General features: G+C 64.6%; 10 protein-coding genes. 2 read left to right on the forward strand and 8 right to left on the reverse strand.

All coding sequences use genetic code 11. The annotated features are described in order from the left end of the window. From P4U43_RS17465 to P4U43_RS17490, 6 genes are all read right to left on the reverse strand, one after another. The coding region (locus P4U43_RS17465) for a DUF2231 domain-containing protein (protein ID WP_318533047.1) at positions 1-444 on the reverse strand (444 nt) is incomplete at its 3' end. Positions 445-532: 88 nt separating this feature from the next. Then, positions 533-1,453, reverse strand: a complete 921-nt coding sequence (locus P4U43_RS17470) for an NAD(P)/FAD-dependent oxidoreductase (RefSeq protein ID WP_277359872.1) — start codon at positions 1,451-1,453, stop codon at positions 533-535. Between the two features lie 39 nt (positions 1,454-1,492). After that, the gene (locus tag P4U43_RS17475) at positions 1,493-1,738 is read right to left on the reverse strand and encodes a hypothetical protein (protein ID WP_277359873.1); all 246 of its coding nucleotides are present in this window, start codon (positions 1,736-1,738) and stop codon (positions 1,493-1,495) included. Continuing rightward, a complete protein-coding gene (locus P4U43_RS17480; protein ID WP_277359874.1) occupies positions 1,735-2,343 on the reverse strand; it encodes a Rho termination factor N-terminal domain-containing protein in 609 nt (202 codons plus the stop codon). The genes P4U43_RS17475 and P4U43_RS17480 overlap by 4 nt, the downstream gene beginning before the upstream one ends. A 22-nt stretch (positions 2,344-2,365) precedes the next feature. Continuing rightward, on the reverse strand, positions 2,366-2,710 hold the full coding sequence (locus P4U43_RS17485; protein ID WP_277359875.1) for a hypothetical protein: 345 nt from the start codon (positions 2,708-2,710) through the stop codon (positions 2,366-2,368). 6 nt (positions 2,711-2,716) lie between these two features. Continuing rightward, complete coding sequence (locus P4U43_RS17490) at positions 2,717-2,926, reverse strand: hypothetical protein (protein ID WP_277359876.1); 210 nt, start codon at positions 2,924-2,926, stop codon at positions 2,717-2,719. Between the two features lie 166 nt (positions 2,927-3,092). Here P4U43_RS17490 and P4U43_RS17495 point away from each other — a divergent pair, with 166 nt between their 5' ends. Both P4U43_RS17495 and P4U43_RS17500 read left to right on the forward strand, forming a co-directional pair. Then, positions 3,093-3,290 (forward strand): YegP family protein, encoded by a 198-nt coding sequence (locus tag P4U43_RS17495; RefSeq protein ID WP_277359877.1) that lies wholly within the window; start codon positions 3,093-3,095, stop codon positions 3,288-3,290. A gap of 27 nt (positions 3,291-3,317) precedes the next feature. After that, a complete protein-coding gene (locus P4U43_RS17500) occupies positions 3,318-4,511 on the forward strand; it encodes a glycosyltransferase family 9 protein (RefSeq protein WP_277359878.1) in 1,194 nt (397 codons plus the stop codon). On the opposite strand, the gene P4U43_RS17505 is transcribed toward P4U43_RS17500, so the two are convergent. Further along, a complete protein-coding gene (locus P4U43_RS17505; protein ID WP_277359879.1) occupies positions 4,477-5,190 on the reverse strand; it encodes an SDR family oxidoreductase in 714 nt (237 codons plus the stop codon). The two genes, P4U43_RS17500 and P4U43_RS17505, sit on opposite strands and share 35 nt — an antisense overlap. 28 nt (positions 5,191-5,218) lie before the next feature. Continuing rightward, positions 5,219-5,727: D-glycero-beta-D-manno-heptose 1-phosphate adenylyltransferase (gene rfaE2 / locus P4U43_RS17510; RefSeq protein WP_277359880.1), on the reverse strand; the 509-nt coding region annotated here is incomplete at its 5' end.

Here is a 5,727-nt window from a genome sequence, read left to right on the forward strand (position 1 = left end):
ACCACGTGCCTGAGTGGCGCGCGCAGCGGCGCTGGCGGTGAAGACCCCGAGAGCCGTGATGTTGAGGGCCGCGTGGACAAAGCCGACCCGGCGCTCGGCTCCCTGGGTATCTGCCCAGTCGCTGAGCCCGGTCAGGGCCGTCGGCAGGGCGGTGAGGTTTCCGAGGATAATCAGCCGGCGCGCCGCCGTCGCACTCCCGCCGTCAGGTCCACCGGCCAGGTCAAGGAAGAAGGCTGACGCCCACGAACCCAGGGGGAGCAGGATCAGGATGGGGTGCGCCGGATGCCCGGTCCCGGTGCCGCTGAGAAGATTCTTCACGGGCCCGGGCTTCAACCATTTACCCACCAGGTTTGCGAGCGCGTTGGCCGGGCGGTCAAGGGCTTCAGCCCGTTCCACCCGCCCGATGATGTTATCCAGCGAAGCGTTGATGGTGGCCATGTCCATGGCAGCCACTCCTTCCAGACGGTGAACCAGCAGATAGTCCGACGCTAGCCCAGCCCCCCTGGAAGGGGAAGCAATAAGTACGCTTATTTTATGGAAGTGAGCTCCGGGCCTGAGCTACGTCATCCTCAATCAGCGCTGCGTTCACCGCCACTGCAAGCCGGTAGGAGTCGCCGGCGGCAACGATGACCTGGGCCGCCGGATCAGCAGCATTCCCGGTTGCCCAGATTCCCTCAACGCCGGTGCGGCCCAGTTCGTCGGTGGTGACACAGCCGTTCTCGGAAGTCCGGCAATCCGGAACCTTCACAATGGAAGTGTCAACGATTGCGCCCGGTTCATAGAACAGGGCGTCGCACGCGTGGAGTTCCCCGATCTCAAGCCGGACGCCGGTGAGGGATTCAGGACCGGCGACCAGCGCCCGCACGCGACCCTGGACAATCTTCACGCCGCAGGACGCCAGATCAGCCGCCGTTTCACCGTCAGGGCCTGCCATCTCATGGGTAAAGAGCGTGACATCACCGGAAAATTGCCGGACCAGCAGCGCCTGCTGAACTGAGGACCCGCCCGTTCCCAGGACGGCGAGCTTCCTGTCCCGGTACTCCCAGCCATGGCAGTACGGGCACTGGAACAGGCCCCGGCCCCACCGGGACTCGGCGCCCTCGACGTCCGGCAGCACATCCCGCAGACCGAAGGCGAGGATGACCTGCCGGGCGGACAGCATCCGGCCGTCATCCAGGCACACCCTGCGATCGGCGTAGACCTCCTCCGCCGTGGCGTCGGTGAGCTCGACACCGTAGCTTCGGACCTCCTCGCGCGCCAACTCAAGGAACCTGGCGGGCGGAACCCCATCGCGGGTGAGATACCCGTGTATGTGCTCCGCCCGCGTGTTGCGGGGTTTTCCGGAGTCGACGACGGCAACCCGCCGCCGTGCACGCCCCAAAAGGAGGGCGGCACTCAGGCCAGCCGCGCCGCCTCCGATAATGACGACGTCGTACTTGTTGTCTGTGTTCACGCGACGCGCCGTCCCGTGGCCGGCCCCGCTCCGGGCGCCTTAGGTGGAGACGTCATTCTCGATGTCTTCGGCGAGATCATCGACCTTCTCCGGCCGCAGGTGCACGCCTGCCTCGTCCAGCCTTTCCTCCAGCACGTGGGTCACGTCATCCTCCACATGACCGAGCCGGATTTCGGAGCGGACGTCCTCTGCCACCGCTTCGACGGTCTCTTCCTGTGTCTCAGTCTCTTCCTGGGTCTCTGCGGGATCAGTGCTTGTCTGTCCTGCGTCGGGATCAACGCTCACGCGTCCTCCCTCCCCGGATTCTCCAGCCGGAAGAACGTCGACTGATTGCCGTCGGTCCTGCTCTCCTGATAGATGAAGTTGAGCTGCCGCTCATCGAACGTCTTGAACCACTCGTCCCAGCTGACGTGCCGGAGGTTGCTGTCATCCCCTCCGAAGTCGAAGCGGAGGACGCCGAGGTGGTCATCATGCTCGGTCCCACCGACCGTTGCCGGTACACCTCCACGTTCTTCCGCCCATTCCTTGATTACTTCGTGGTGCGTGGTGACAAGGCTGCGCCCCTCGCGCTCGGGTTCCTCATCAGGAGAGGTGACTTCCTGGGAGTACTTCAGGGACTTCGAGGATTCGGGTCCCCGGCGGATTTTCCCGCCGTCAGGGCCGGCCCCAAGGTCATCTTCGGAACCGGAGCCTTCACCGCTGCCGTCGCCGCCGCTACCGGAACGGGCTTCGGCGAGAGCTTTGACGAGTTCTTCCTTTTTCATTCCTGAGACGGCGCCGACGCCGGCCTCGCGTGCTTCCTCGCGCAGTTCATCAACCTTCATCTCCCGCAGGTCGCTTTCGCTGACATCCGGGGTGTTGGGGGTCTGGTTACCTGGTTTATCTGCCATGACGAGATACTCCTTCCTGAAATCAGCGCGGCTGGGCCGGGTTGGTGGGCACTCCCTGCGACGGCGGATTCACCGGCGGGCCTGATGTTTCCGGGCTCACGGGCGAACCACTGCTGCTGCTGGTCTTCTCCGGAGTGCCAGGATTTTCCGGTCCGCTTGGTACCGCGCCGTTGCGCAGTGCGTCCAACCTGTGCTCAAGGACCTGCACAATGGGAAGCCTGTCTCCGTGTGCCCGTTCATACTCCAGGAGCTGGGAGACAGCCTCCTCATCGAGTCCATTGATGCGCGTGGGCAGGGTTCCCAGCGGGAGATGGTCATAGTCCGGCAGGGGAAGGTCTTCATGCCGAGGAGAGTTGCTCTGCGTCATGGGTTATCACTCCGAAGGTTCAGTGGCTACGTCCGAGGGCTCTTCACTACCGCGCGAGTCGTCCTCAAGGTCATCGTCAATACCGTTGTTGTCGTCGAACTCGGTTTCTTCAACTTCTTCCGGCGAGTCTCCTCCGCCCGGATCGTCACATCCGGTCAGCAGCACGGCGCTGATACCCGCCGCAGCTGCGATCGCCCATAGCTTCTGCTTTGCCATGACCAGTCTCCTTCCGATCGAGGATTCGGGGGTGGACCACCCTCCATCAATCAACAGTATGCTTACTACTTTCCTCTTGTCGATGCTTGTCAGCCTTCCCCTTGATAAGCAGGCTGATAATCTACGATGAATAAACGCCAGACACCGCGTAGCAAGGGAGTTTGAGATGGCAGGCAAGTTCGAGCTCTACTTCGATGATGCGAAGCGTTACCGGTTCCGACTGACCGGAGACGACGGCGCAACCCTGATGACGAGCGAGCCGTACAGCGACAAGCCCACAGCTGTGTCCGGGATCAACGGGATCCGCGACTGCGCATCCACGGCGCTGATCGCTGACCTGACCGACGGTGACGAAACCGAGTAGCCGTCCTACCCAATCCCGGAGGTGACAATGACCAACAGCCTGGCAGCGAACCGGCAATCCGCAGCAATGGGCTCGGGCGTCGGCCCGCTCCTGGACCCGTTCCCCAACGTCGAGCGCATCGCCGTCCTTCGGGGCGGGGGCTTGGGTGACCTGATGTTTGCCTATCCCGCCCTCAGCGCCCTTTCCGCAGCGTATCCGGAAGCGTCGATCACCCTGCTCGGAGTTCCGCTGCACGCAGAGCTCCTTCGGAACAGGCCCGGTCCGGTCGCTGAGGTGGAAGTTCTTCCCTACGCTTCCGGAGTCCGCCCCGGGCTTGAGGACGGGAAGGCGACCGCCGACTTCTTTTCATCCATGCGCTCCCGCAATTTCGATCTCGCGGTCCAGATTCACGGCGGAGGCCGCAACTCCAACCCGTTCCTCCTGAAACTGGGCGCCCGGCATACCGTCGGAACCCGTACGCCGGACGCGGTCCAGCTGGAACGCAGCGCGCCCTATGTCTACTACCAGAACGAGTTCCTGCGGTCCCTTGAAGTGGTGGGCCTGGCGGGAGCCGCACCGGTGTGCCTTGAACCGCAACTGACGGTCACTGAGGAAGAAACGGCTGCCGGGCAACGGATCACGGGCGCCGGAACGCGGCCGCTCCTGGTGATCCATCCGGGTGCCACCGATCCACGGAGGCGGTGGCCGGCGTCGTCGTTTGCCACGGTTGCGGCGTGGGCTGCACGCGACGGCAGTGACGTGGTGATTGTGGGCGACGACGGCGACGCCCCCTTGGCAGCGGAGATTGTCCGGTTGGCAGGGGGTCACCACAGAGATGGTCACCATGCAGGAGTTCAACCCGGAACTGAAGTCCCGGGTATCCGGTCCCTGGCCGGACAACTGTCCCTCAGCGAGCTCACCGGCGTGCTGTCAGTAGCCACCGTTGTTATCGGTAATGACAGCGGACCACGGCACCTGGCCCAGGCGGTCGGGACGCCTACAGTCGGGATCTTCTGGGTGGGCAACGTCATCAACGCCGGCGCCATGGGGCGCGTGCTGCACCGCGTGCACCTCGCCTGGGCCACCAACTGCCCGGTGTGCGGCGTGGACGTTACGCAGGTGGGCTGGACCGCTGAACGGTGCGAGCATGATGACTCGTTTGTCCAGCAGATCCAGCCCGACGCCATTTACGACGACGTCCGGGACCTTACGGCCACGACCCCTCTTCTTCGTGGCAGATAAGCATCTGCCGGACCTCGCAGCCCCGCGGCTGTGACAGTGCGAACAGGATCGCGTCCGCCACGCGCGCCGGGTTGTTGAGCCGTGAGTTGTCCTGCGGCTTGTACTTCTCGTCCCGGTCATCGAAGAACTTGGTCTCCATGCCGCCCGGAATCATGGTGGTGACTCCCACCTCGCCTGCCATTTCCGCCGCCAGTGCATGGCTGAAACCGACCACTGCGAACTTCGAGGCGCAGTAGGCGGTCGCATCAGCGACAGCCCGGATGCCCAGGGTCGAGGCGATGGTGACCACGCGTCCGTGGCTCGTCTTCAGGTAGGGCAACGCGGCGCGGACGGTGGACACGGTCCCTGTGAGATTGACCGCCAGCACCTTCTCCCATTCTCCCGCCGCCACGTCCTCAAGCCGGCCGCAGCGATCTATGCCCGCGGCCGTGACGACGGCGTCCAATCCGCCGAGCGTATCGGCCGCCTGCTGCACGGCGCCGGTCACCGCCTCACGGTCCGCGACGTCGACCTCCAGCGCTTTCACGCCCGAGACAGTGCTGATGTCCCGGTCCAGCACGACGGGCGTTCCGCCGGCGTCGAGCACGCGGGCTACGATCGCCGCTCCCAGCCCGGATGCTCCACCGGTGACCAGGACGCGGCCCGGATTGAAGGTGCTGTTGCTTTCAGGAACAGACATGTGGTCCTCTCTGTGTTCTTTTACTTGGCTATCCGACCTCGGCGAGCGCCGCGGCCAGGGATGTGGTGGATCGTGCGGGTATATAGGGAACAGTGACGGTTTGCCCGCCCCACGAGCGCAGGAGTGCAGATTCGGGCAGCTCCGTAGCTGAGTAGTCGCCGCCCTTGACCCAGATGTCAGGGCGCAGGGCAGCGAGCGCCTCCTCCGGGGTGTCCTCGCCGAAGACGAAGACGGCGTCGACGCACTCGAGGGCGCTCAGCAGTTCCGCGCGGTCGTCCTCGCCCATGATGGGGCGTTGGCTGCCCTTGAGCCGGCGGACGGACTCATCCGAATTCAGGCAGACGATCAGGCAGTCCCCCAGGCGCCGCGCTGCGGACAGCGTGCGGGCATGTCCGGCATGCAGCAGGTCGAAGCATCCGCCCGTCGCCACCACCGTGCCGCCGGCTTCCCGGGTTTCGCGGGCAACGCGGAGTGCGTCGACAGCCGGGCCGTGGTGCTGCTTGGGCTCCGAAGAACCAGAGCTAGGGCACGCGATAC

Source organism: Arthrobacter vasquezii (assembly GCF_029455255.1).
Lineage (GTDB): Bacteria > Actinomycetota > Actinomycetes > Actinomycetales > Micrococcaceae > Arthrobacter_D > Arthrobacter_D parietis.